This is a genomic window from Endozoicomonas sp. (assembly GCF_051008435.1).
In the GTDB taxonomy this organism is placed as follows: Bacteria; Pseudomonadota; Gammaproteobacteria; order Pseudomonadales; family Endozoicomonadaceae; genus Endozoicomonas_A.
Genome location: NZ_JBPCXO010000376.1, coordinates 1 through 23509, shown reverse-complemented (window position 1 = coordinate 23509; position 23509 = coordinate 1). Strand labels below are relative to the sequence as shown.

Sequence of the window (23509 nt, the reverse complement as noted above, 5' to 3'; positions counted from 1 at the left end):
GCATATACCGCTTCCATATCTGCAGCTGACAAAAGTTGTATACCCATCGCCTTTCAAGATGCTACGTTGTTGTCAGCCCTCACTCACCTCAGTCACCTACTACTTGTAGGCTCCTGAGGATTCACTCGGTTGACGCCTAGTAGCATCTTGAAATCCAATGGGTATATTTCGTCATTGAGTGATGAAAAACCGCTCCAGGTCATAGATAAGCTGACCTTTGTTCCTATATCCTTGGCGACCATTCAAATGTTTGTTTCCAATCAGGATGTTTTGACGGCTATGACAAAGACAGTTGACGAAATAGCCAGGCTGGCTGGGGTTTCAGTCACCACAGTTCGCCTTGTGATCAACGGGCAGCACAAGAAGTACCGGATCAGCGAGAAAACCCGTCAGAAGATTCAGGGCATTGTTGATGAGTTTGGTTACACCATTAACCAGACCGCCCGAAGCCTGAAGCTCCAGAAAACACAGACACTGGGCCTTATCATTCCCCGCCTGACCAACCCTTTTTTCTCTGAATTGGCTGAAGAGATGGAGCGAGGCTGTCGAGAAGCTGGTTATCAGTTGATCACTGTCTGCTCTGATGACGATGAGGCGTTTGAGGCGGAAGTGACCAGAAACCTGCTGAACAGGAGGGTAGACGGATTGTTTGTCACACCTGCCAGTGAAGTCCGGCAGAAAGTAATAGGCAGTAAAAAGAATAAGAAAGCTGTCGTTTTTATAGATCGGGATTTTGGAACATCACACTATCCTGTCGTAGCGACTGATAACGAAGCCGGTGGAATGGCTATCGGTAAGGCTCTTGGTGAGATTGCTGCCGGACTGACTGAAGATCTGTATTTTCTGGGAGCCGATATCAACCTCCCTACTGTTCAGGCCCGCCTACGTGGTTTAAGCGCCGGATTGAATAAAACCGGCCAGCCTCTTACCAACAGGCAGACGATTATTCAGGGCCAGAGTGTACGCAGAGATGGCTATACCATCATGCAGCAACTGTGCGAATCTCTGGGAAGAATACCGGGAGGCATTGTATCGGTGTCACTGCCGATCCTGGAAGGTGCGATGGAATATCTACGACAGAATTATGGAAAAATTCCAGCAGATATGGTGATAGGTTCTTTTGACGATCACTCCATGCTGGAGTTCTGCCAGAACCATGTTGTATCCATGCGGCAGGATATTCCGGCACTGGCTTCTCTATCCATTACACTAATGAAACAGTTGATTGCAGGCGAAATACCAGAGAAGAGACAGAATATCATTCAGCCCGAAGTAACAGTGCGGAAATCTTCTCTGAAAGTGGAAAAACCCCCTGGCGAGAGGATTCTGACATATCGCTGCTAACCGGGGTAGCAGTGCTTGCAGCTAGACTGTGCAAATACCTATGCATCTGAGCCGTAGCTTATATACCCGTTACCTTTGAAGATGTGAATAGGCGGCAAACGAACGAAGCCCTATGAACCTACAAATAGCAGGTGATTGGATGGTCCGGCATCCCGGTGGAGCGAGAGCGGTCAACACTCTCACATCTTCAAAGGTGATGGGTATAGCCGGAATCAACAATTTCTCCCAAGAATCATCACCACAACACAAGATTGCTTGATATCGATCAATATTATAAAAAAACTTATCCGATAGATTTGCTATGTCGTAATAGCAATCGAAAATCAACGTCCAAGAGGAAATCATGAGCAGAGTGATTAAGCGGATCGGTGATATCATGGAAACCTATGTCCAGCCAGTTGCTATCCGTCTGGAAAAGCAGCCCCATATTGCCGCTATTCGGGACGGTTTTATCCTGGTACTCCCTTTCCTCATTGTTGGCAGTTTCATGCTGATTCTGCTGGAACCCCCCTTCAGCAAAGAAACTACCAACTTTTTGGGTCGAGCCTGGGTTGATTTCGCTGCAGCAGCAGCGGACCCCATGTGGCGTGTTTTCCAAATGTCATTCAATGCCATCGCTCTGTTTGTTTCTGCCAGTATTGCTTACAACCTCGCCAAACGTTATGAGCGTGAACCGCTTCCGGCCGCCTTTCTTTCTGTCATGACTTTCCTGTTAATTTGTGCTCCCTATGAGGGCAGTAAGATGGAGTTGTCGTACATGGGGGGGGCAGGACTCTTTCCAGCCATTTTTATTGCTTTTTACACAGTAGAACTGGCTCGCTTACTTGAGCGACTTAACATCTGTATTCGCCTGCCAAAGGAAGTGCCATCGTCCGTTTCTGAATCTCTGAATATTGTGATTCCTGTTCTGGCAGTTCTGTTGACGCTTTATCCGGCTGCCCTCTGGTTGGAAAGCAGTTTTAATTCAGCTGTGCCAGCACTGATCATGGGTTGGATGGCTCCTTTGATTCAGGCTTCAGACTCCCTGGGTGCCATCATACTGGTGGTACTGGCAACCCATCTATTGTGGTTTGCCGGCATTAATGGTTCCCTAGTAATTATGCAGCTTTGGACGCCTTTCCTGATCTCTAATATGACCTCGAACATGTTAGCCATGCAGGCCGGAGAAGCATTGCCGTACGTGGTTACCAATTCGTTCTGGGACTTCTATGTTGTCCATGGCGCTACCGGTGGTTTACTGGCCCTGACGTTCCTGTTGTTACGCAGTCGTTCAATTCACATGTGCTCTATCGGTAAAATTGGTGTGGTGCCTGCCTTCTTCTCCATTGGTGAGCCGATTGTTTATGGCCTGCCCATTGTGATGAACCCGATCCTGTTTGTACCTTTGATCCTGTGTCCACTAGCCAATGCAGTCATTGCCTACCTGGTCGTTGATTTTGGAATCGTAGGCAAAATGTTCCTGATGGCACCATGGACAACACCAGCACCTATCGGAGCCTTTCTGGCCACCGGGGGGGACGTACTTGCTCCAGTATTGAGCCTTGGACTTATTGTTTTGAATGTTTTCATTTATTACCCATTCTTCAAGGTATTTGAAAAACAGTGCCTGGCCCGGGAAGCAGAACAAGCGAAAAAGAACGATAAGAGTGACACAATGGAAACAGGGTCATGTATCAAAGGTGTTGAAAGTGCTCTCAGTTGACAAATCCTCGATAGTGGATCAAATATGTGTTTTATACTATTGAGTGTGAAAATCTGAATTTCAGAACCTGGGTCAAACGCTTGACTCGAAGAAAATTATACCTCTCCAAACTTAAGAAAATGCATGATATTGTCATCGGGTTACTGATCAACAAGATAAAATTCGGGCTGGATATTTATGCCAAAACACACACTATTCCACTACCCAGCGAATCTATCTTCTCTGGTCACTCCACCCGATATGGACTCAGCTTTTGCAACCTACCGGAGTAGCGGTAAGGGTGGTTTTTTTACCCGCTGATGAATATTTCTTCCCAAGCTTCATTGCCCTCTTCGGGTGCTCGTTTCGCGTCTTCATGGAGTGGAGGCAAAGACGGTTGCTTTGCTCGATGGATTTCAAGCCAGAGTGGCGCAAAACCAGCTTGCCTGCTCACCATGCTCAAAGACGGGGAACAAAGAACCAGTGCTCATGGGCTGCACCGGGATGTCTTGCAGGCTCAGGCTGACTGCCTGGATACGCCTATTATTTTCGGTTCGGCTGGGTTCGGTGGTTATGAACAAGGGTTAAAGAAAGCACTGGCAACCGCCATCAATGAGTATTCTGTCAGCCATCTTGCTTTTGGCGATATTGATCTGGATGCCCACAAGGATTGGTACGATCGAATTTTGGAAGATACTGCCATCCAGACCTGCTACCCACTCTGGCATTACAACCGTAAACAACTTCTGAAAGATATGTTTTTAGTGGGTCAGGAAACCATGATCGTCAGCGTCAAGAATGAATCCCTGAATCAGAGCTTTCTGGGGCGAATCCTGACCCCCTCACTGGCTGATGAGATTGAAGCCAAAGGCATCTGCCCTACCGGTGAAGAAGGCGACTTTCACTCTCTGGTGATCAACGGCCCAGATTTTAAACAACCATTGTCCGTCAAAAAATCCGATATCTGGCAGGATGACTGGGGGCACTCTGTGCTTGAACTTACACCCGCCTGAGCCAAAGCGGTACGGATGCCTCTTGCTTTTAGCCCTTCAGTCCGGCATGTTGTGCAGCCTCTCACCCTCAATTTTATAAGTGGTATAAGGGGACATCTATGCGTTCTCATTTGAATGATTTTGCCAGGTTGCATTATCGCTCATGGCTGCATCATCACTCAAGTTTGCATCATCGCTCATGGCTGAATCAGTTTCTGATGGCAGTTCTCAGTTTGTTTATGGTCACTTCGGTCTGGGCTGCAGAAGCCAAAACCAAAGACGCCACCCTGAAATTGCCGGTAAAATCCGAACTGCTGGTTCTTGATGGTGTCAGTGCCAAGGAACTCGACTTCAAAGTTGAAGCCAATAAGCCCATCACTCTTTCCGACGAACGCCATCAGGTTGTTTTTCAACTGTCTGACGTCGTCACTGATGGTGGCGACAGGAATCGCTTCACATCCAAACCCTTTATCCTGACCTTCCATCCCATTGCCGGTCAGAAATACACGATTGATGCTCCGAAATTGAAGAACATGCGTCAGGCCGAGTCCATCAATAATAATCCCACCAGCAAAATCACATTGATGAATGCTAAAGGCGAAGCCGTTCCCTTTGAGTTCGCCATTCTGCCAACCAAGGGAATCCAGTTCGGTCGTAACTATGCGGCAGACACTCAGAAGTTTAATCGCACCGACAGCCCCGCAGCAGCCAGCGAGTTTTCTGGCATGGGTGTATTTGCAGAGCAGAACACTGGCTTTGCCAATGTAACCCAGAATGAAGAAATTTACGGTTCTGCAGCCAATCAGAAAGGTGATGCTAATATGAGTGCCAGCATGCTGCGTTACTGGTTTGAAAAATCCGACCAGGAAACCCGCAAGGCTTTTATTAACTGGGCTCAGGAACAAGTCAGCCAGTGAGACTCGATAAATTCCTTTGTGAAAGCACCGAACTGACCCGCTCAGAAGCCAAAAGGCTTCTGAAAACCGAATTGGTCAGTGTTGATGGCGCCATCGTTAAAAATCCTGCTCAAAAAGTATCTTCTGACTCTGAAGTTCGGCTGGATGGCGAACCACTCTCTCTGGTTGGGTTTCGCTATATCATGCTCAACAAACCGTTGGATACTATCTGCTCAACACTCGCAGGAACAAGGGCCGAGATGTACCCATCGGTCATTGATTTGCTGGATGTGATCAAATCAGATCGTCTGAGAATTGCGGGTCGACTGGATGTGGATACCACCGGGCTGGTATTGATCACAGATGATGGTCAGTGGTCCCACCGGATCACTTCTCCCGCAAAAGAGTGTGGGAAACGTTATCGGGTAGAGCTGGATTCTCCCCTGGATCCGTCTGCAGTTGAACAGTTTGCACAAGGTGTTCAGCTCAAAGGGGAGAAAAAACTGACCCGCCCTGCACAACTCGAGTTTATTTCTGACCAGGAAGTACTGCTGACCATTCATGAAGGCAAGTACCACCAGGTCAAGCGTATGTTTGCCGCTTTGGGCAACCATGTGACAGCGCTTCACCGGGAACAGGTCGGGTCTATTACTCTCGACCGGTCTCTGGATGCAGGGGGTTGGCGCTACCTCACTGAAGAAGAAATCAACTCTGTATAGAAGACTGACTTCTGGTAAAGCTGGAAGTCGCAGGAGCCATACCCACGGATGGGTCTATTTTATTGCCCGCTACTTTGGCGATGGTCGCCATCAATGCCAGATGATGAGTCAGATGACTGCTGGCAAAAATCAGCTCCCTTGCAAGACTTGAACTCAATCGTATACTGCTGGCTTCTGATAGCAGTACTTCTGTTTTCAGTTCAGTCAACGTAGCCAGATCTTCCGCTTTCAATGACTTCAACCATTGCTGTAAATCTTTCAATTCTGCCAGACCGGCACTCTTTTCATGCTCCAACAACAAGCCCCGCCGTCTGAGATCAAAATCCACTAACCCTGCTTCAGCAGGAGCGCGTAAAGCCTCATACAGATCCAGAACATGACGTAAATGCTGACCGATTGTGCTTTGAAAAAGATCGGTATCCCTGAACCGGTAATCATCTGCACTCAGGCCAGAAACAAAACCAATTATCTGTTCAACAGCTTCCTGATTGCCCTGAAGTATCAGCTCAAAATCAGTACGCATGGTAAGAATCCCCTTTCCTTTCAATTTCTTTTATTCTTCTGTCCGTTCTGGCTGCCTGAGACTGGGTCTGCCAGCTATAACGGAAATAAACCAAAGCCAGAATGGATGAAACAAAATACACAGCCTGAAGTGCTTCCAAAGGTGGCTGTCCTTGATGCAGAACGAACCCTTGGGTCATTAAAAGCGCTATAACACCGAACAAAACAGCCACACCCAGTTGAGAGCAATAACTCTTCAACAAAAGGTAGGCATGAGTAGTCGTCTTATCGGCACGATCAAAGAACACTTTGTTAAATGATAAGCGGAATAAACTGGTCAGGAAGGCAACAACCAGAATGACCGTATACTGGAGCCCTGTTGCCATAGTGTCATCCACCAGTCCTCTTAACAGCCAGCTGAATGCATAAAGCATGATGGCTACCCGTAAAAGCCTGATAGCCGCTATCCGGTCAATAAAAGTCTGCACCAGTTTAAACAGTGCAGCTACTGCAACAGCCAGAATAACCATCATCCCACCAAGCTCGAGCAGACTTTCGCTGTTGATGAAATAAAGCGAGAGGGTCCAGAAATAACTTTCAAGGAAGAGAAACAGACCGTCGGCAAAAAACACTCCGCGAGAACCATAACCATCTCGAAATCGAAGCACTTGAGAAAAACGGACCGCTGGTGCGGAGAAGGCCGAGTTAATGTCTGACAACACCTTATGCCGAAATGTCTGAGCAATGCCCACCAGCGAAATCAACGAGCTAAGCATAAACAGGGCTGAGTAACTGGACTGTTCCAGTAGAAAAGCACCCGAGATAATACCCACTTTCAAAAGCACTGCGACCAATATCTGGAAGTTGCCAAAGTGTTGACCGGAATTCCGGCTATGACTGATGGATTTAAACAGAAGACGTTGCGCCATCCAGTAGAAACAACCATAAACACCATTCAGGATGGCCAGCAGAACTAAGCCTGTATTGTCATTGCCTGTTTGTTGCTGAAAGAAAAACAGTCCAGCCACCAGCAAAATCTCAGTCAAAAAAGAGGCTCTGACAGACCAGACGCTTCCTTTTCCAGATCTCAGGACTTCCCAAACAACCAGCGTGACAAGATAGCTAACACCTGACAGGGCAATAAACACTGCAATTTCTGTCAGCGAGTAGCCCTTCTGCCACAAAACCGTTGGCAGGAAAAATGGCAACAACCCGACCAGAAAAGCATGGATACCTGAAAACTGAAAAAAGTAATGCACTGACATCTCTCCGTCTCAGAAAACATCAGCCTGGGCGACCTGGAGTTTATCCAACTTTTCAAACACCCCTGAAATATCTTCTTTTTCACCGTACCTGGGGTAGTCGTGCATTTTCACGTAAGGCCGGGAGTTAACTTCCAGAAGAATGCATTTCTGATCTTCATGACTGTGCTCTATGCCTTTTTCCATGATGACATCGATACCAAGAATATTGGCATCAAAGGTATCCAGCACCTTTTCCATCAGCCGCACATTCTCCTTAGCCACTTTGTTAACAGGAATGGATTCAATAACACCGCCTGGTGCCAGGGCAATTCTATGAAACAGCTTCACCTGCTCTTGCTCGGCCGGGACGGAGTTCAGATCGTATCCCTGCCTGGCTATAAACTTTCGAGTCTGTTCACTTTTCTGAAGAGGGTACATGCAATCCAGCAACCCCATCTCTTTACGGACTGTGTTCTCCTGATCAATCAGAGTACTGATCGAGTCCAGACCATTACCAGTAACAAAAGGGGCAAAACGTTGAATCACAGACACTACTTCACCATTAGCCACCAGAACCCGGTAGTTTTTCCCTTCCAGATACTGCTCAACCACACTGGACGGCCACCAGATTTTGGCCAGCAGAGCCGCTTTCCATAACTCCCGATAGTTGCGAATGGGAAAATAGCTGCCTCTTGAGAATCCCCCTACATTAGGCTTAACCACCAGAGGAAAACCATGCTGTTTGGCAAAACGAATAGCGTTGAATGGGTTGATGAAAATTTCACCTTGGGCATGGGGAATATCATTTTTGCTGAAGGCTGATCTCGCCTGAGCCTTTGAGCGACAGCTCTTGCGTACTTCCAATGAGTTGTATTGAGTGCAGCCGTTCATGAACTTCTGGCTGATGTAGCTGTAAACCGCTTTCTTGATGACTTTCACAGCACTTTTCACGACACAAGCTCCTCTTCTGCCTTGGCTGACATTTTTTTAAAATTCAGTCGATTCAGGAAAAACAACTTCCTGAAAAAAATAGCTTTTCGTTCCTGGGCTCCCGGAATCTCACCGGTCACTTCAGCTAGTTGATGAGTCAGTTGTCCCACCTGCTTCAACTTCTCAAATGTGCCCAGATTTTTGCTCAACAACACCAGCGGCATCGGCAGGAAGAGATTCACTTCAAAAATCTTGAACTCCCCCTTTGACAGCGCTTCAATGCTGTCAGCCCGGATACCATAGCGAGCCATTCGAAACGGTCCTGCCTGACTCAGATGCAAGCCAAGATGATCAGTCTGCTCCCTGTCCAGTTCGTGAGTTTTATCCAGATAAAAGGTTTCACTGTTGTAGATACCATTCACTGGATGGGAGTCACTACTGGTGTTCAGAACTTGTGTTACGGACAGTGTTTTGAAGCACTTTGTGGAGTCCAGTGAACGAATCACAAACACTTCGAACTCTCTTTTGCCCTGGGCGCCATCCTGAATCAGGTAGGGTACGCTTTCCGGATTGCGATTTGCTCTTGCCGCCTCTAACTGGATCTCATTGTCGATTCGGATAACACCGGCGGAGTTCTGTCCCCATTCTGGCTTCAGAAAAACCGGGTAATGTTCTGGCTTTATGCCATCGGTATCCAGACTCTGATTCAAACGCCACCGTCTGGGAATGGACTCGTCCATATCAAGCTTGGAATAAAGTCCTTTGGCATCATTGAAGTAATCGGCATTCAATTGAAAAAACAGCCAGGGTTTCACTCTTTGTCTCAAGGCATGCCAGATGAACCCCAGGACCAGCAACGAACGAATAATCATAATGATCACTTCCTGATGTAATTGTCCTGAAGGCTTTAAACAGTAGCTCTCGCTGACTTTTCTTCTTTCCACTCTTCATTCAGAAGAGAGAAGTTTGCGATGGCCATCACCAACCCCAGTATCAGAATAGAGACCGCTGCATAGAACAAAGAGCCTCCATCACTCTTCCCCTGATGCAAGACTTCAATCCCCAGGGGAGTGGCCAGATGGAAGAAAGCTGCGCCAAACATTACTCCTGACGCCGCAAGGCCTCCGATGCAATGAATAAGGCTTTGAGTGATTTTTCCTGAAGACCCTGACACTTTGGTTTTAATAAACAAAACAACAGATGAGAGCAGAAGTATGGATATAAGCAGCTCAGCCGTACCTACCGCGTAAGCGCCATATTGAATAAACCACTCCCCAATTGACTTACCAAGAGCTCCCTGCATCCATTGACCAATAGTTCCAAAGATATGCTGGGTATCAGGGTGACTTGTGAACTTGTACGGCAACGATGATAAAAAGACTTTGAGAATCCAGAGCGTAGTTAACCAGCTAAATACTTGTATGATGCGTTTTTTCATGATGAAGATTTCCAGGCACCGGTTAGTGCGAACTCTATCTAACCGGTGTCATGAGAACAATTTACTAATAAATTATTTTAAAGGCTTTATTTAATGACTTTTGGCCAGTTCTTATCTGCATCTTTAATCAGATTCAGTTTATCTTTCAGCCAGTCCTTCTGAATAGACTCGTTGTAATTCAGATAAAGCTTGCCATCTTCGATGGTCCATTGATGGGGATCAGCACTGGCGGTGTCACCATGAGCCACAGCCCAGGCACAGTAACCACCGTATTGAGGGGCATACTTTTCAGGATTTTCCTGAAACAGTTTTTTGTGCTCAGCACTCTTGAAGTACCAGGTAGCATCTTTATAACGCGCAGTGAACTTGTCGGAACCTTTTACTGGCTTGCCTTCAGTGAAGTAAGCCACAGGGTCATAGCCACTCACAGCTTTATCGCTGAAGAAACCGGTATAAATCTTATCTTCAGCCATAGCCTGCACCGAAAAGACCAGTGTCAGTGCCATGATTAGTCTGGCCCATATCCCCCTAGAGAACGATAAGCGGGTTGGCTTGGTCATTTGTTTTGCCCCTCTGACATTCAAAAAATTATTGTCCTTATGACTGGATATACGACAAGGCAAATTAAATGGTTTCAAAAGCAGGAATAAAAATGAAATGCAGCCGAATTGTCATCTTTTTTACAGTTGATAGAAAAAGATTTTAAAGGAGTACGAAGTGACTGCAGGCATCAGGAAGCCTGCAGTATGGCCTGATAAACCTGCTTGGCAGTCACCATGCGGGTCTGTTCTGGATTCTGTCCAGCCAGTAACGCCACTGATGCCCGGGCGTTGCCAAAGGCTTTAACCGCATCCAGCAAGGTATTACCCTCATCCATAAAAATCACCTGGCGGACCAGATCGCCAACGGTCTTGTTTGAGTGACCTTTGACCAAGCAGCTGGTGATATGGCGATAGAGTACAATTCCCACCACTTTTTCATTCTCAACGACTAGATATCGCTTGTAGCTGTGCTCACAAATGAACGCCTGAACGTCATCCACTTTGGAGTCCGAAGACAGCCAAACCATTGGCCCATCTTCTGTCGTCAAAGCCGCCAGCGTTTTTTGATTCATCTTCAATGCCAGCTCGGCCATTTTACGCTCTTCGCGTTCAATGACTCCGGATTTATTGAAGTGACGAATAATACCTTTGAGTTCATCCCGACTGGGCTCCTGAGCTTTCTCAATCCTGAACAGCCGGGCCCAGACCAGTGTCATCTTGAGCAATGGACGAAGCAGAAAGCAGATAACTCTAACGAAGCGGGCTGAATGATTGAGTACGGGCGCAGCCATTTGAACAGCAAAAAGTTTGGGCAGAATCTTGGCAAAAACAAGCATGCAGTAGGTCAGCAGCGCCGTAAATATGGCCAAACCGGTGTCATTGAAATGCCTGGCGGCAATAGCACCAATCAGTGAACTGCCAGAAATGCTGATCAGGGTGATCAACATCACCATGGAGGATAAGTGAGCCTCCTTGTTCTTGATGATATATTTAATATCATCCTTGTTTTCAGGCTTATTTCTCAGAATTGTGGCCAACCTGAGATCATCAACATAAATGATGGCAGATTCAATAATTGAGAGAATGGCTGTAAAGGCAACAATCAGACAGGCGACAGCAACAACCAGAAGCATCCTTGCTCCTCCATGTTTTCAGTCCGTGGGAATAGTCTTTTATCGGTCACCTCACCTATAAGTTTACATTAAGATTTTATGACGCATGGCTTAACTTCAAATAACGGCTACTTAGTAAAAGTCTTTCTTAACAAAGGCAACATTAGAAACATACTTGCCTTTTTTCTCTCCCCGGAACAGAGTGACTGTCCCGATAAAATGATCCTGGTCTGGAGAAAAAGCCAATTCAATTCTGCCATTCATACCCTCGGGTATGGATTGATGACCCTGCCATTGATAGGTCAGATAACCGTATTGGCCACTTTTTTTGCAGTTCGACAATTGCTTATGTTGATCAAACTCCGGCTTGATCATTACCAGAAAAGCTTCGTCACTGACTCTGTCCGTTATAGTCAGCATTGCGATTGCTGAATCATCCTTGCTCAAAATATCCAAAGAGAGATCAAGATGATCAGAAACGGCATTATCAAAGCGACCTTCTTTATTTACTGTGCATTCAAACTCGGCAAAGCTATTGAAACTTAACACCAGAGAAGACAGTACAACGAACTTCATGAAGCAACGTGCCAAGGATTGAGAAGAAAGTCCCTTTCTCATTATGGTCTCCATTTTTTATTTTAGAACCATATTTCTATCCTAAAGCGAAGTTTCCTACTTACACAACCTTTTTCGCAGACTGTTGCCTTAATTTTGAGGCGGGTTTTGACTTATAACTCTTGCTCACGTATTCAGGTTCCTTGATCCCCAGTCGTCCATTAATGACCACTGTTAGCCTGAAAAACAGATTGCAAAGCATGTTGGCAAACCGATGCAATACGTCCGGCACTTCTATCCCTTCGGCATCGACAGATACCATAGCTCTGATCGCTTTTTTACTGAGTGAACGACAGCTGTGGAGTAACTGAACCGGACGAGGCCCACGCGGTAAAACAAAGCCTTTGATACGTCCGGCAATCTCTTCCTGGTAACGATCAAAATGACCAGCAAGCCATTCTATCTGCTCCTCGAATATGGCCTGTTTTCCTCGTATGGAAGCATTGAGATGAAAAATTTTCGGCTGTAACTCACAGAGAAAATCGTAGATATCCTTAAACCTATCGTCGCCTTCCAGCTCATAAATAGCTCCACCCAGTGTCGTGCAAAGCTCATCTGTAATGATCTCGTGATCACACAGAGGGGAATGCTCATAAATAAAGGGATAGCAAAGCTCCCGAATGTCTTTGGATTTTTTAAGTGTCATATCAACCACCTTATAAAAAAGCTCTCATTCCAAGAGGAATGAGAGCTTAAAAAAACACATATCAGACGTAATAGTACAAGAAGTTGCTTACAACTCAGGAGCCCAGGTCAGAGTCAGAAATACTCCTTTTGGCTCACTTTTATAACCATTCGCTGTTTGGTAATCCTTATCAAGCAAATTAACCACTTTCAGCTCCGTAAGAAGCTCTTTAGTTACCCTATATCCACCTCTAACATCAACTGTTACGAAGCCAGCTAAACGTGTTTTATTCTCGACATCATCATAAGAGTGACCTTGTGCTCTGATGGATGAACCAAGAGAAAAAAGACCAAACTGTCTATCAACATCGAGCGTTGCAAACTGCTCAGCTCTCCTAACAAGAACTTTATCCCTTTTGGTATCTTTCGCATCCAGTACAGTTGCTGACGCTCTGATATTCCAATCATCAATCCTCTTTTGAAGAACAGCTTCAATACCCTTAATTCTGGCTTCGTCAACGTTAGAAGGCACCCATTTATTTGGATCGGCAGCAGAAGGAGCCCAAGCAATAAGATCCTCCATATCATTCTGGAAAAGAGCAACAGACCAGTTGCCAATCTCATGCTGCCCTTTTAAAGCCAACTCAGCATTTTTGGAAGTCTCTGGCTTGATATTAGGATTCCCAGAGTCTGGATAGTAGAGGTCATTAAATGAAGGAGCTCTAAAAGCTGTTCCATAGGAGGTAACTATTCTGAAGTTTTTAGGTAAATCAACTCCCCAAGCTATATTTCCAGTCGTGCTATAGCCAAAGGACTCATTTTTATCTCTGCGCAGCCCGACCTGCAGATCACTCCAGCCAAAATCAGATTGATTCTGAGCAAAAATTGCTGCGTTGTATCGAGAATCAACCTTCTTACTGGTTTCAGGATTAAGATATTTACTGCTGCTATCAACCTCATCCTTGTAATAATCCACGCCAAGTGTCAAAAGCTGGCTATCCAGCCAAGAAATATCTCCTTGTGCCACTACTGAGTAACGTTCAGTATCATAATAATTTGGCGTATAAGGAGCTTTAGAGTCAGCATTCTTACCAAGCTGTTTGCTCTCTAGTGCAGTATATCCAGCATCAACTCTGGTTGTAATAGACTCTGAAACAGGTACTACCGCATAAATATTTGCTGTTGAAGACTTAAACTCTGTATAGGCATTATATGGGTAATTTTTATACGACTTATCACTCGTATATCCATCAAATTCTGATTTACCCTGATTATGTATAAGACTAAAACCTAACTCAGTTCCTGTCTCAAATATATGCGAAATCTGCCCAGTAAATGACTTATCTCTATATCCATCATCATCTAGGTTTGCACCTGTATTTACAGAGTAATTGTCATTCGTATAGTCATATCCGGCAGTTTCAAACAGGCTAGCGCCTATGTTAAAGCGGGTACCATTGACCTCACCACCATAATTCACTCCTATATCACTAGTGTTTCTACTACCTGCACCAACTTTAACGGTCAGCTTTGGATTTCCCTGACCTCTTCGTGTAAATATTTGAATGACACCACCAATTGCATCAGCACCATATAAGCTAGACTTGGGGCCACGGACAATCTCAATTTTTTCAATCTGATCTGGAGTTAAGTATTGGAACTCTGGTGTTGACGCGGTAGGGCTGTTCAATCGTTGACCGTCAACTATTACCAATGTCTGTGAAGAACTGGCTCCTCGTATAAAGACAGAGGACAATGCTCCTGGGCCACCACTCCTATTGATCTGAACACCCGGAACTTGCTTTAGTAGCTCGGTAACATCTGTCGCCTGACTGCGCTCAATATCCTCTCGGGTAATGACAGTAACGGGAGCCAAAGCTTCATCAACAGACTGAGCCGTTCTGGAAGCCGTCACAACCACTTTATCCAGCTTGGTCACTTCTTCATTGGCCTGCAGCGTGCCAGCCAGGCCAGCCGTCGCCAGTGCTACGGCAATACGCAATGTATGGGACACGGGGTTATTCCTTATGTGTGTTTTCTGGCGTCTTTGAAGCCTTGGCGAGACTTTCTTTTCTGACGCTCTCAAGTTGTTGGCAAAGGGATTCGGCAGCATCCAGAACCCGGGGTGTTGGTCTGGATATCAGGTTGCCTTCAACGGTCAACAGATGGTGCTGTTTCACCGCTTGAAGATCGCTCCATTTCGACCATCGCTCTTCGATGGTTTTACCGTCTTTCAGATTATTGGAACTGACAATCGCCTGTGGGTTTCTACCCAACAGGGACTCCATGCTGACTTTGGGGACCCGTATTTTCGAGTCTGCATAAATATTCTGGCCGCCACAGAGCTCTATCACCTGACCGATAATCTGGTTTCTGCTGATACTCATCAGTGGCTTGTTCCAGATTTCATAAAAGACAGTGACAGGCTTTTTAACCTGATATTTGTTTTTGATGGACTGATATCGAGCCAGAAGCCTTTCGGCCTCTTTATCCGCTACCAGAGAAGTACCAAACAGTTTGCCCAGGCGTTTAATAGCCGACGCGATGTCAGGAAAACTCAGAGGGTCAATATAAAAGACCCTGACTCCCAGTGACTCCAGTCTTGAGGTCACTTTCGGGCTGTTGCCTCCTGCCCAGGCGACAACGACATCTGGATTCATGGCCGCGATGGCTTCAACACTGATATTGGGAAAGCCACCTATTCGAGGCACTTTAGCTACTGCGGGTGGGAAGTCGCTGTGATCGTCAACCGCAACCACATTTTTTCCTGCACCTGCAGCATAGATCAACTCCGTTGCGCCAGGAGAAAGACTGATAATTTTTTTAACTGATTTGGGAACACAGACTTCTCTTCGCACGTCGTCTTCAATACAAACCTCTACAGCCTGCAACAACGTCGTATGACCAAAGAATACAAAGACAGCCAGCCAGATAGCCGGGAGAAGATACCTCAGGAATTTTCTTTCAGTTCCGCGTTTTCGCAGGCAACAGAAAAAGTTCTTCACCGCTTTGAGTGGTGAATTACCCTGTTCACGATTTGTTTGATACAGATGCCTCATGGAATCCCTGAGAGTCCTTGATCAGCTCATGGCTGTTTTCTCAGAGCGGCAGACGGCAGACTGGTGAGTGCTCCAGCTGCAGGATAGTCCTGATGTATTCTCGCTCTGAGAATTCAATCAGTATCCAGGGAAGATATGAATTTTCCCAACCGCCAGGTGACCCGCCCGGTTAGAAAGCTCGATAGAATCGAGCTTTCAGGTTGCTTTACTGAAGGCAGGTCTCCTGACTCCGGGATCAACACGTTTTCTCACCTTCCCGGATATTAAATCCAGTGGTATTCAAGCCTGCACAGGCTTTCGTGAGAAAACATTACTCCGTCACAGTTGCGGGCACAGCCGGGTTTAAAACCCTGTTCCCTAACGTTTGCAATCTTGAAAAGATTCAGTTTTGCAAACGATCCACAGCGTCTGAAATGTCAGCATTTTTTATATGCTGACTGCAGGCACCGTGGGACCTTCGTAAAGATCGGGCATATTACCCGAACTTTCGTTTTAATTCACCCCTCTTACGAAAAGCGAATCTGAAGCCTGTAGGGCTTATGCTTTCGAGCATGAAATTCAGTAGAGCGAGTCAGTTTTTCCGTTGGATTTGTGCGAATAGCCAACCTATTTTAAACAGATTCAACTGAGAAACTGGCCGCTCTTTCTGGATTTCAGGCCGAAATAGCCATGAGCCCTACTGGCTTCCGCTGATTTTTGTTTTGGGAGAAGCTTGCCAAAGCACTTCTCCTTCGTTTTTTCTGGCGCAATGCCTTGAGAGAACATACATCACATCTGACAGTCTGTTGAGGAAAGTAATTAAGGGTGCATTAATTTCAACCCCTGATTCACGCAGTCGAATCACTGCCCGCTCAGCTCTTCGGGAAACCGTTCTTACCATGTGACAATGACACGCTGCCGTGCCTCCACCAGGCAGTGTGAAGTTTTTCAAGGGAGGCAAGTGCTCATTCAACTCATCAATCAACACCTCCATCGCCGTCGTATGTTCTTCCTGAATCAGTTGATATCCCGGCATGGCCAACTCTCCACCGACATCAAACAGCCTGTGCTGAATATCACTGACCTGGCTCAGCTGAGCCTCCGTCAAGTTATCCGAATGCCTGAGCTCATTCAGCAACATTCCCATCCAACTGTTGGTCTCATCAACAGAACCAATGGCTTCAATCCGGTCGTCCGCCTTTGACAAGACATCGCCACTGCCAATACGAGTGGTTCCCTTATCACCGGTACGGGTATAGATTTTGGTCAGGCGATAGCCCTTACGTTCTTCTGTCATTTTGTATGCCCATAGCGAAAGAAAAACAATTTACTTCACTTTCAAAGTTAAATACGAAGTAGCAAACTGATTTTCACTAAAGAATTGATATTCACTTAAAATAAAAAATTGATATTCACTTAAAAAAAGTACCGCTCATTAATTTATCCAGATCAATGTTCTGCTCTACAGCATCTGCCATTCTGTTGATGCCTTCTTCCCTGAGACCTGCATAGTCCACTGTCGCTAATTGCTTTAGGCCCGCCCAGGATAGAAGGGCATTGCATGCCTCAGTCGTTTCGAAAATGCCATGCAGGTAGGTACCAAAAATCTGTTGATCTTCTGACAGAACACCATCCACCTCTTCTTCCAGATGGATTAAAGGATTCTCCAGAGCCAAGCCGCTGGTGATGCCTGCATGAATTTCATAACCTGTCACTCTGACCGCTTCTCTATCTGGAAGAGAAAGGCTTCCTGCCACCCGCTTCAATTGCTTTTGAGCATCCATTGTTGTTTCCAACTCCAGCAAACCCAACCCTTTGGTACTTCCAGCATCTCCTTCAATACCCTTAGGATCATGTACAGCATTGCCCAGCATTTGATAGCCTCCGCAAATACCCATTAGTTTTCCGCCATAACGCAGATGCCTGAGAATGTCCTTATCCCACTGATTTTCATGCAAGAAAGCCAGATCCGTTCGGGTATTCTTGGTGCCTGGAATAATGATCAGATCGACCGGAGGAATCGACTCGCCTTTCCTGACAAAGTGGATCTCGACATCAGGTCTGAGTCTAAGGGGATCAAAGTCGGTGTGATTACTGGTTCGGGTCAGAATGGGAACCGCTATTTGCAAAACCTCATCGCCATTCTGGGAAACCTGCTGCGATTCAATCGTATCTTCAGCCTCCAGATGTAAACCGTGCAGGTAAGGCAAAACCCCCAGTACAGGCTTGCCTGTTTTGTTTTCAAGCCAGTCCAGCCCTGACTCCAGCAACTTGATATCACCTCTGAAGCGATTGATGGCAAAGCCTGTTACCCGGTTTTGCTCAGATTCTGACAACAGAGCCAATGTGCCGTAGAGATGGGCAAAGACCCCTCCTTTATCAATGTCTGCAACAATAATAACCGGGCAGTCGGCCGCTTCCGCAAACCCCATGTTGGCAATATCCCTATCACGGAGATTGATTTCAGCAGGGCTTCCTGCGCCTTCCACAAGAACAAAGTGGTATTGATCTGTCAGCCTTTGCCAGGATTGCAAAACCGATTCCAACAACCTGGGCTTGTATTCGTGATAGGTCTGGGCATTCATGTCCCCGATAGAACGCCCATTGACGATGACTTGAGCACCTATATCGGAGTTAGGCTTCAGTAAGACAGGGTTCATATCAGTATGGGGTTCAAGACCTGCAGCTAATGCCTGCAGCGCCTGTGCTCTGCCAATCTCACCACCGTCCTCAGTCACAGCACTGTTCAGAGCCATATTCTGTGGTTTGAAAGGTGCCACTGAAATACCCCGCCTGCTAAAAGCCCGGCAAAGTCCAGTGACCAACGCACTTTTACCGGCATCACTGGTGGTTCCCTGAACCATGAGAGTACGTTGCCCTGGTGGTTTTGAATGATTCATAGGTCTGAGAATGGCAGTTCTGAAAATGAAGTGACGGGAGTTTGGTACCGTTCACTGGATGGATGCAAGCGCTTTATTGATTTCCAGCATCATTTTCTCATCGGATTCTCTGTGCGCCTGACACCAGTGCTTGAAGGCACTTTTATCATCGAAGGTCTGATAAGCGAGCTCTGACAGCAGGGCCCTGGCTGATGTCAGAGCCATCATTTGATTGGGATTAATGTCTCTCTCAGCCATCATGGCTTCAAAACAGTCTTTGAGTGAATTTTCCAGTCGATTGATTCGGCTACCCGGCTCCTGCAATCGCTGCTGAAGATAAGCAATAAACTGCGGGGTTTTCTGGGCATCCTGCAGACAGCGACTCACCTCACTGACAAAATCCTCAATAGAGTTCGGCTTCCCGACCAACCCCAAACCTTGCCCCACCTGTTTTCGCAATTGAAAAACAGCCTGCATGAACTCATCCGGTTTATCTCGCATGCTCGCCACCACGGCATCTCTCAGATGCTGTCGACAACGCTGATCAATCAACTTCTTTTTTCTGGTAACCAATCCCAGAGCCTTATATAGCCTGGGCTTTACATGGGTCAGTTTGCTGCTCATCCTTCGTATTATGCGGCTTCGCCTCAGCCATTGGGAAAGTGATTTTCTGCGAACAGGAAAGCTATAAGCCTTGGTCAGCTTCCTTCCTCGAAACCATGCCAGCGGTGAAGCATGGCTAAACGTGGCCAGCTTTTGATAGATCCGGGTATGCTCGATTTTGAAAGCCATGCAGATTCAATCCATAAATCTGTTTCAGGTCAGGTTCTATCTGTTAACATAGCTGATACTGCAACTCTCAACGAATCCAGCCTTAGCATGAGTCGATTCCTATATTCAGTATTACTTTACTTGGCGATACCTGCTGTCCTGATCAAGCTCGTTCTGCGTGCAAGAAAATCACCGGCTTATGGCTATCGCTGGGGAGAACGCTTTGGCTTTATCAAAAAGCTGGCTAATGACAAACCGGTTATCTGGATTCACTCAGTGTCCGTTGGCGAAACCATAGCCAGTGCGCCCATGGTCAAAGCGCTGATGAACCGGTATCCAGATCATTGCTTTGTTATTACTACCATGACTCCAACCGGCTCAGAACGTGTTAAAAGCATTTATGGTGACCGTGTTTTCCATGTTTATTGCCCCTACGACCTTCCCGATGCCCAAAGCCGTTTTTTAAATCGGATTCATCCCAAAATGGCACTGATAATGGAAACAGAACTCTGGCCAAATACCATTGCAGCCTGCAATGCCAGAGACATTCCAGTCGTTATTGTGAACGCTCGGTTATCGGAGAAGTCTGCCCGGGGTTATGCCAAGCTGGGCTCCCTGACCCGGAAGATGATGGAGAATATTCATCTGGTGGCCTGCCAGAACGAAAACGATGGTGAGCGATTCAAACAGCTGGGCTTGCCTGCCAAACATCTGGCCATCACTGGCAGCGTTAAGTTCGATCTGTCAGTGGATGATGAAATCAACAAAAGTGCAGCCCTGCTCAAATCCAGTTGGGAATCAGGGCTGGGCCATAAAGCAAAAATACTGATTGCCGCCAGTACGCACGATGGTGAAGACAAGCCCATTCTGGAAGCCTTCCGCCAAGTCCACAAAAAACGATCCGACACTCTGTTGCTACTTGTCCCCAGGCACCCAGAGCGCTTCAATAGCGTCTTTGAGCTGTCAGAAAGTGAGGGATTCAGCACCATAAGGCACAGTCAGGCCACTGAAGCTTCGCCGGATACTCAAGTCATTATTGGCGACACTATGGGTGAGCTGATGAAACTCTATGCGACCTCAGACATTGCCTTTGTGGGGGGCAGTCTGATTGAGAATGGCGGTCATAACATGCTGGAGCCTGCCGCTCTGGGAATACCGGTTTTGTCAGGCCCCAGCGTGTACAATTTCACGGACATCAGTCAGCAACTGGAAGCAGCTGGTGGTATGAAAACCATACAAGATGCCGATCAACTGGCAGAAATTGCTTCAAGTTTGCTGACTGATGACACCGCCAGAAAGAAGATGGGAAGCCACGCTCAGGCCTTTGTAGAAGGTAATAGAGGTGCGCTGCAGAAGCTTCTGAAGCTGGTAACAGAAACCGTCGACCGCCTTGATTGAGAAACTTCAGGGTAAAAAATAGCGCTGAGATCAGCGCTATTTTTTTATATCGTTCATGGCGGTTTACATCAAGCCATTTAGATCAAGCCATTTAGATCAAGCCATTTACATCAAGCATGCTCATCAGTCTGCACGACACTGGGCAGGGATAGATATCTCTTCTGAAGAAACAATCCAGCCATTCAGCTCAGAAAGATCTTTAGGATTCAAAGTACCTGCTGTCTGCTTCAGCTTCAGAGTGTTCACAATAAAGTCATAACGGGCATTCAGATAATCACGCTGGGCAGCAAAGAGGGTTTTCTGGGCATCCAGCACATCAGTAATGTTTCGGGTACCCACCTCATAACCACTCTGAGTCGCTTTCAAAGCACTTTCAGAAGAAACAATCCCCTGACAACGCGATTCTACCCGGGAAACATCCGAGTTAACGGTACGGAACAGGTTACGGGTACCTGAGTTGATCTCACGCAAAGCCTTGTCGTAGTTCTGCTGAACCGATTCCATCTGATAAGTTGCCTGACGTACCTGAGAGCTGGTACCACCACCGGCAAACAAAGGCAGGGTAAACTTAACGCCAACAACAGCCTGATCGCCATCGCCTGTAGTCAGGCCTTCTGAGGTTCTTTGGTCTCTGGCAGTACTGGCATTACTGGAGTTGTAGTTATAACTTACAAAAGCATCAACTGTCGGCGCATGACCTGACTTTTTGACTTTGATATTGCTATCCGCTGCCTTCAGGCTTTCCCGTGCTGCCTCAAGCTGCAAGTTACTCTTGATGGCATTATTCACCCACTGATCAGAGTTGGCAGGCGCAGGTGCACTGACCGGCATGGTTTTCTTCAGCTTGCCAATGTCCTGAATATCCATGTCAGTAATGGTTCTCAGGGACTCATATGCAACGGAAAGCTGATTCTCACCGTCAATTCGGGTGACACGAGAGTCGTCATAACGAGCTCTGGCTTCCAGAACATCAGTTTCAGCGATCAAACCCACATTGTAACGCTCACGCGCCTGATCGAGCTGCTGTTTCACAGCCTTTTCTTCTGCAATAGCAGTAATTAAACTGTCTTCTGCTCTCAGTACATTAAAGTAAGCTTCAGACACTCTTAAAATCAGGTTTTGCTGCTCGTACCCAAAGGTTGCTTCCGCTTGAGCACTTTGAAACTTGGCAGAGTCATACCCAAACCAACTTGCCATATTGAACAGCGGCTGATTAAGAGACGCCCCCCAGGTATTGGAGTTGTAGCTGTCCTTTACGTCACCGGCAGTCGTTTCAGACTTGGTCTTGTTGTACTGGGTGCCACCAGAAAGGGAGAGATTAGGTAACAGAAGCGCACGCGCCTGGGTACTGCCTTCCTGAGTTGCCATCATGTCAGCCCGCGCAGCGGCCAGCTGGGCATCATTCTTCAGCGCCAGATTGTAAACATCCAGCAAATTGTATTCTGTCTCAGCTGCATGAGCAGACAGTATTGAGCCGGCCAGGGCTGCCAGCAAAAAGCCTCTACGAAAAGTTCGTGGCATATCTCCAGTTCCTTGAAAAATGGGCCCGAAAGCCGAACAATGATGTGGGTAAACCTACTGTAACTCAAGCGCAACTGGGTGAATTTACACTAGTTTACCTGTCGTCAAAAGCAATAAACCGAGTTTGTGAAGATTTTAACTGACTTCTTCATACTGACCACCATTATTTCGGTAAAGCCAATCAATAAACCGGCACCGAATTATCGACCATCGTCTTATAGTTAGACAGGTACTGCTTCATGCTGAACATGAATTTTCAAGAATCCGTTATCATCGAAACGGAGAATCAGGAATGGCAACCCAGCCCTGCCAGCAAAGTCTTTCGTAAGCCACTGGCCAGAGAAGACAGAGAGTCAGGACATGCAACAAGTATTGTTCAGTATGTTGCAGGAGCCAGCTTTCCAGAACATCTCCACCCGGCTGGCGAAGAAATCCTGGTGTTATCAGGTATTTTTTCTGATGAGGCAGGAAACTTTGGTCCAGGCAGTTATCTCAGAAACCCACCCGGCAGCTCTCACGCCAATGGCACTGACTTAAGCCGCCTTTCCTTGGTATTGCTTGAGTCTGCGTGCCTGCGCTCTTGGATGTTGCAACCTTTTATGCGGCTTTGGTCGTCTCTTTACAGCCCTCGGCTCTGACCTTCCCGGACGGTTGCCAACAACATGCTGGCCTATTATTTCCAGCATGTTGATGATCTTCTCTTCAAGCCAGTTACCGGAGGCTCCCAGCAACGTCTGGTGGAAGGAAACAAGTGTCTCCTGTGCCGCTTTAAAACTAACCTCTCTGGGTGTCTTGCCGATGTGTTCTGCCACTTTGCCCATAAGGGCGCGTATCACGTTGTAAACCAGCAAGTTTACCGAGATTTCTTTTCTCACCATTTCCGGACTTTTGCATCGCAGCATATCCATCTTCATTGTGGTTTTGATCACATCAAAATCGGTTTCAACGTGCCAGCGCTTCAGATACAGCGCAATAATTTCGGTACGGGAATATTCTTCAGCATCCAGCAAAGTAGTAACAATTGTACGAGTTTTATTTCTAATCGCACGAATAACCAGCTTTCCAGGCATCTGATCGTTGAATTCCTGGCTCATCCATTCTGGCTTGACGGGTCGTTTCAGCTTGAACAAACCGTCTTTGGGCTCTACCTCAGATTGTGTGGGTGAATTTCATCGGATTACCCCTCTTGGATAAAGATCAAGACCACCACAATGAAAGTAAATCGCCGTTTTGAATCTTTCTCTGTTTCTGTAGCCGTAGGCAC

General features: G+C 46.6%; 24 protein-coding genes and 1 riboswitch. Of the genes, 8 read left to right on the top strand and 16 right to left on the bottom strand.

Annotation, left to right across the window (positions count from 1 at the left end):
• The first annotated feature begins 279 nt into the window (after positions 1-279).
• The 6 genes from ACR2PX_RS18990 to rsuA all read left to right on the top strand — a co-directional run bounded on the left by ACR2PX_RS18990 (position 280) and on the right by rsuA (position 5632).
• Positions 280-1344, top strand: coding sequence for a LacI family DNA-binding transcriptional regulator (locus ACR2PX_RS18990; RefSeq protein WP_434000932.1), 1065 nt, complete (start codon positions 280-282; stop codon positions 1342-1344).
• A 343-nt stretch (positions 1345-1687) separates the two neighbouring features.
• Positions 1688-3046 carry a PTS sugar transporter subunit IIC gene (locus ACR2PX_RS18985; RefSeq protein ID WP_434000931.1) on the top strand — a complete coding sequence of 453 codons (1359 nt, stop codon included), beginning with the start codon at positions 1688-1690 and terminating at the stop codon, positions 3044-3046.
• 26 nt (positions 3047-3072) lie between these two features.
• On the top strand, positions 3073-3318 hold the full coding sequence (locus ACR2PX_RS18980; RefSeq protein ID WP_434000930.1) for an IS1 family transposase: 246 nt from the start codon (positions 3073-3075) through the stop codon (positions 3316-3318).
• A gap of 27 nt (positions 3319-3345) precedes the next feature.
• On the top strand, positions 3346-4038 hold the full coding sequence (locus tag ACR2PX_RS18975; RefSeq protein WP_434000929.1) for a hypothetical protein: 693 nt from the start codon (positions 3346-3348) through the stop codon (positions 4036-4038).
• A 98-nt stretch (positions 4039-4136) separates the two neighbouring features.
• On the top strand, positions 4137-4934 hold the full coding sequence (locus ACR2PX_RS18970) for a YccT family protein (RefSeq protein ID WP_434000928.1): 798 nt from the start codon (positions 4137-4139) through the stop codon (positions 4932-4934).
• Positions 4931-5632 carry a 16S rRNA pseudouridine(516) synthase RsuA gene (gene rsuA / locus ACR2PX_RS18965; RefSeq protein ID WP_434000927.1) on the top strand — a complete coding sequence of 234 codons (702 nt, stop codon included), beginning with the start codon at positions 4931-4933 and terminating at the stop codon, positions 5630-5632. Before ACR2PX_RS18970 ends, rsuA begins: the two co-directional genes overlap by 4 nt.
• Here rsuA and ACR2PX_RS18960 read toward each other — a convergent pair.
• The 14 genes from ACR2PX_RS18960 to ACR2PX_RS18895 all read right to left on the bottom strand — a co-directional run bounded on the left by ACR2PX_RS18960 (position 5619) and on the right by ACR2PX_RS18895 (position 19347).
• Complete coding sequence (locus ACR2PX_RS18960; RefSeq protein WP_434000926.1) at positions 5619-6155, bottom strand: DinB family protein; 537 nt, start codon at positions 6153-6155, stop codon at positions 5619-5621. The two genes, rsuA and ACR2PX_RS18960, sit on opposite strands and share 14 nt — an antisense overlap.
• Positions 6145-7392, bottom strand: a complete 1248-nt coding sequence (locus ACR2PX_RS18955; protein ID WP_434000925.1) for a hypothetical protein — start codon at positions 7390-7392, stop codon at positions 6145-6147. Before ACR2PX_RS18955 ends, ACR2PX_RS18960 begins: the two co-directional genes overlap by 11 nt.
• Positions 7393-7407: 15 nt before the next feature.
• Complete coding sequence (locus ACR2PX_RS18950) at positions 7408-8328, bottom strand: cyanophycin synthetase (protein ID WP_434000924.1); 921 nt, start codon at positions 8326-8328, stop codon at positions 7408-7410.
• Positions 8325-9179 carry a hypothetical protein gene (locus ACR2PX_RS18945; protein WP_434000923.1) on the bottom strand — a complete coding sequence of 285 codons (855 nt, stop codon included), beginning with the start codon at positions 9177-9179 and terminating at the stop codon, positions 8325-8327. Before ACR2PX_RS18945 ends, ACR2PX_RS18950 begins: the two co-directional genes overlap by 4 nt.
• A gap of 35 nt (positions 9180-9214) precedes the next feature.
• A complete protein-coding gene (locus ACR2PX_RS18940; protein ID WP_434000922.1) occupies positions 9215-9745 on the bottom strand; it encodes a hypothetical protein in 531 nt (176 codons plus the stop codon).
• An 86-nt stretch (positions 9746-9831) separates the two neighbouring features.
• Positions 9832-10305 (bottom strand): YHS domain-containing (seleno)protein, encoded by a 474-nt coding sequence (locus ACR2PX_RS18935; RefSeq protein WP_434000921.1) that lies wholly within the window; start codon positions 10303-10305, stop codon positions 9832-9834.
• 170 nt (positions 10306-10475) lie between these two features.
• Positions 10476-11420, bottom strand: coding sequence for a CNNM domain-containing protein (locus ACR2PX_RS18930; RefSeq protein ID WP_434000920.1), 945 nt, complete (start codon positions 11418-11420; stop codon positions 10476-10478).
• A 111-nt stretch (positions 11421-11531) separates the two neighbouring features.
• Positions 11532-12017, bottom strand: a complete 486-nt coding sequence (locus ACR2PX_RS18925; protein ID WP_434000919.1) for a hypothetical protein — start codon at positions 12015-12017, stop codon at positions 11532-11534.
• A 58-nt stretch (positions 12018-12075) separates the two neighbouring features.
• Positions 12076-12660, bottom strand: coding sequence for a cobalamin adenosyltransferase (locus ACR2PX_RS18920; RefSeq protein WP_434000918.1), 585 nt, complete (start codon positions 12658-12660; stop codon positions 12076-12078).
• Between the two features lie 87 nt (positions 12661-12747).
• Entirely contained in the window at positions 12748-14652 is a 1905-nt protein-coding gene (locus ACR2PX_RS18915; RefSeq protein ID WP_434000917.1) for a TonB-dependent receptor domain-containing protein, read from the bottom strand.
• 4 nt (positions 14653-14656) lie between these two features.
• Positions 14657-15697 (bottom strand): cobalamin-binding protein, encoded by a 1041-nt coding sequence (locus tag ACR2PX_RS18910; RefSeq protein WP_434000916.1) that lies wholly within the window; start codon positions 15695-15697, stop codon positions 14657-14659.
• Between the two features lie 196 nt (positions 15698-15893).
• Positions 15894-16112, bottom strand: a riboswitch (cobalamin riboswitch).
• Positions 16113-16373: 261 nt separating this feature from the next.
• Positions 16374-16973 (bottom strand): cob(I)yrinic acid a,c-diamide adenosyltransferase, encoded by a 600-nt coding sequence (locus tag ACR2PX_RS18905; protein WP_434000915.1) that lies wholly within the window; start codon positions 16971-16973, stop codon positions 16374-16376.
• A 115-nt stretch (positions 16974-17088) separates the two neighbouring features.
• Positions 17089-18540 (bottom strand): cobyric acid synthase, encoded by a 1452-nt coding sequence (locus tag ACR2PX_RS18900; protein ID WP_434000914.1) that lies wholly within the window; start codon positions 18538-18540, stop codon positions 17089-17091.
• 87 nt (positions 18541-18627) lie between these two features.
• Complete coding sequence (locus ACR2PX_RS18895) at positions 18628-19347, bottom strand: hypothetical protein (protein WP_434000913.1); 720 nt, start codon at positions 19345-19347, stop codon at positions 18628-18630.
• Positions 19348-19434: 87 nt separating this feature from the next.
• Between ACR2PX_RS18895 and waaA the strand changes: the two genes are divergently transcribed.
• Positions 19435-20724 carry a lipid IV(A) 3-deoxy-D-manno-octulosonic acid transferase gene (gene waaA / locus ACR2PX_RS18890; RefSeq protein ID WP_434000912.1) on the top strand — a complete coding sequence of 430 codons (1290 nt, stop codon included), beginning with the start codon at positions 19435-19437 and terminating at the stop codon, positions 20722-20724.
• A gap of 123 nt (positions 20725-20847) precedes the next feature.
• Here the strand turns inward: waaA and ACR2PX_RS18885 are convergent, their stop codons facing one another.
• A complete protein-coding gene (locus tag ACR2PX_RS18885; RefSeq protein WP_434000911.1) occupies positions 20848-22245 on the bottom strand; it encodes a TolC family outer membrane protein in 1398 nt (465 codons plus the stop codon).
• Positions 22246-22484: 239 nt separating this feature from the next.
• Between ACR2PX_RS18885 and ACR2PX_RS18880 the strand changes: the two genes are divergently transcribed.
• A complete protein-coding gene (locus ACR2PX_RS18880; protein ID WP_434000910.1) occupies positions 22485-22883 on the top strand; it encodes a cupin domain-containing protein in 399 nt (132 codons plus the stop codon).
• Here ACR2PX_RS18880 and ACR2PX_RS18875 read toward each other — a convergent pair.
• Positions 22779-23375: a transposase gene (locus ACR2PX_RS18875; protein ID WP_434000909.1), complete on the bottom strand. Its 597-nt coding sequence runs from the start codon at positions 23373-23375 to the stop codon at positions 22779-22781. The two genes, ACR2PX_RS18880 and ACR2PX_RS18875, sit on opposite strands and share 105 nt — an antisense overlap.
• Positions 23376-23509 lie beyond the last annotated feature (134 nt).

Excerpts from the sequence above, each read along its gene's own strand:
- ACR2PX_RS18925 (WP_434000919.1), bottom strand. The coding sequence starts at position 12,017 with ATGAGAAAGGGACTTTCTTCTCAATCCTTGGCACGTTGCTTCATGAAG.
- ACR2PX_RS18945 (WP_434000923.1), bottom strand. The coding sequence starts at position 9,179 with ATGATTATTCGTTCGTTGCTGGTCCTGGGGTTCATCTGGCATGCCTTG.
- ACR2PX_RS18990 (WP_434000932.1), top strand. The coding sequence starts at position 280 with ATGACAAAGACAGTTGACGAAATAGCCAGGCTGGCTGGGGTTTCAGTC.
- ACR2PX_RS18970 (WP_434000928.1), top strand. The coding sequence starts at position 4,137 with ATGCGTTCTCATTTGAATGATTTTGCCAGGTTGCATTATCGCTCATGG.
- ACR2PX_RS18930 (WP_434000920.1), bottom strand. The coding sequence starts at position 11,420 with ATGCTTCTGGTTGTTGCTGTCGCCTGTCTGATTGTTGCCTTTACAGCC.
- ACR2PX_RS18885 (WP_434000911.1), bottom strand. The coding sequence starts at position 22,245 with ATGCCACGAACTTTTCGTAGAGGCTTTTTGCTGGCAGCCCTGGCCGGC.
- ACR2PX_RS18960 (WP_434000926.1), bottom strand. The coding sequence starts at position 6,155 with ATGCGTACTGATTTTGAGCTGATACTTCAGGGCAATCAGGAAGCTGTT.
- ACR2PX_RS18985 (WP_434000931.1), top strand. The coding sequence starts at position 1,688 with ATGAGCAGAGTGATTAAGCGGATCGGTGATATCATGGAAACCTATGTC.
- waaA (WP_434000912.1), top strand. The coding sequence starts at position 19,435 with ATGAGTCGATTCCTATATTCAGTATTACTTTACTTGGCGATACCTGCT.
- ACR2PX_RS18935 (WP_434000921.1), bottom strand. The coding sequence starts at position 10,305 with ATGACCAAGCCAACCCGCTTATCGTTCTCTAGGGGGATATGGGCCAGA.
- ACR2PX_RS18940 (WP_434000922.1), bottom strand. The coding sequence starts at position 9,745 with ATGAAAAAACGCATCATACAAGTATTTAGCTGGTTAACTACGCTCTGG.
- ACR2PX_RS18900 (WP_434000914.1), bottom strand. The coding sequence starts at position 18,540 with ATGGTTCAGGGAACCACCAGTGATGCCGGTAAAAGTGCGTTGGTCACT.
- ACR2PX_RS18895 (WP_434000913.1), bottom strand. The coding sequence starts at position 19,347 with ATGGCTTTCAAAATCGAGCATACCCGGATCTATCAAAAGCTGGCCACG.
- ACR2PX_RS18920 (WP_434000918.1), bottom strand. The coding sequence starts at position 12,660 with ATGACACTTAAAAAATCCAAAGACATTCGGGAGCTTTGCTATCCCTTT.
- ACR2PX_RS18905 (WP_434000915.1), bottom strand. The coding sequence starts at position 16,973 with ATGACAGAAGAACGTAAGGGCTATCGCCTGACCAAAATCTATACCCGT.
- ACR2PX_RS18880 (WP_434000910.1), top strand. The coding sequence starts at position 22,485 with ATGCTGAACATGAATTTTCAAGAATCCGTTATCATCGAAACGGAGAAT.
- ACR2PX_RS18910 (WP_434000916.1), bottom strand. The coding sequence starts at position 15,697 with ATGAGGCATCTGTATCAAACAAATCGTGAACAGGGTAATTCACCACTC.
- ACR2PX_RS18975 (WP_434000929.1), top strand. The coding sequence starts at position 3,346 with ATGAATATTTCTTCCCAAGCTTCATTGCCCTCTTCGGGTGCTCGTTTC.